The organism is Caldovatus sediminis (assembly GCF_014644455.1).
Taxonomy (GTDB): Bacteria; Pseudomonadota; Alphaproteobacteria; order Acetobacterales; family Acetobacteraceae; genus Caldovatus; species Caldovatus sediminis.
Genome location: NZ_BMKS01000043.1, coordinates 1 through 615, shown reverse-complemented (window position 1 = coordinate 615; position 615 = coordinate 1). Strand labels below are relative to the sequence as shown.

General features: G+C 68.3%; 1 pseudogene. It reads left to right on the top strand.

The annotated features are described in order from the left end of the window. Positions 1-615: pseudogene (locus tag IEX99_RS22235) on the top strand (IS3 family transposase); the annotation flags it as partial.

Below are 615 nucleotides of genomic sequence, written 5' to 3'. Positions count from 1 at the left end.
CGAGCGTCTGATGCGGCAGATGGGCCTGCAGGGCGCCGTGCGCGGGAAGGAGACGCAGACGACCACGTCCAACGCTGCGGCGCCATGCCCGGCGGACAAGGTGGACCGACGGTTCCGGGCGCCGCGGCCCAACGTCCTGTGGCTGTCGGATTTCACCCATGTGGCGACCCGGCAGGGTTTCGTCTACGTGGCCTTCGGCATCGACGCCTTCGCCGCCGCATCGTCGGCTGGCGGGTCTCCAGGACGGCTCATGCCGCCTTGGTCCTCGATGCCCTGGAGCAGGCCCTCCATGACCGCCGTCCCTCGAAAGGTGGACTGACCCACCACAGCGACCGCGGGTCGCAATACGTCAGCATTCGGTACACGGAACGGCTGCTCGAGGCCGGGATCGAGCCCTCCGTCGGCAGCGTCGGAGACTCCTACGACAATGCCCTCGCCGAGACGATCATCGGCCTATCCAAGACGGAGGTCATCTGGCGCCGCAGCCCCTGGCGGAGCCTTGAGGCCGTCGAGTTCGCCACCCTCGAATGGGTAGCCTGGTTCAACAACCACCGCCTCCTCGAGCCGATCGGGAACATCCCTCCCGCCGAGGCCGAAGCGCGCTGCTATGCCGCG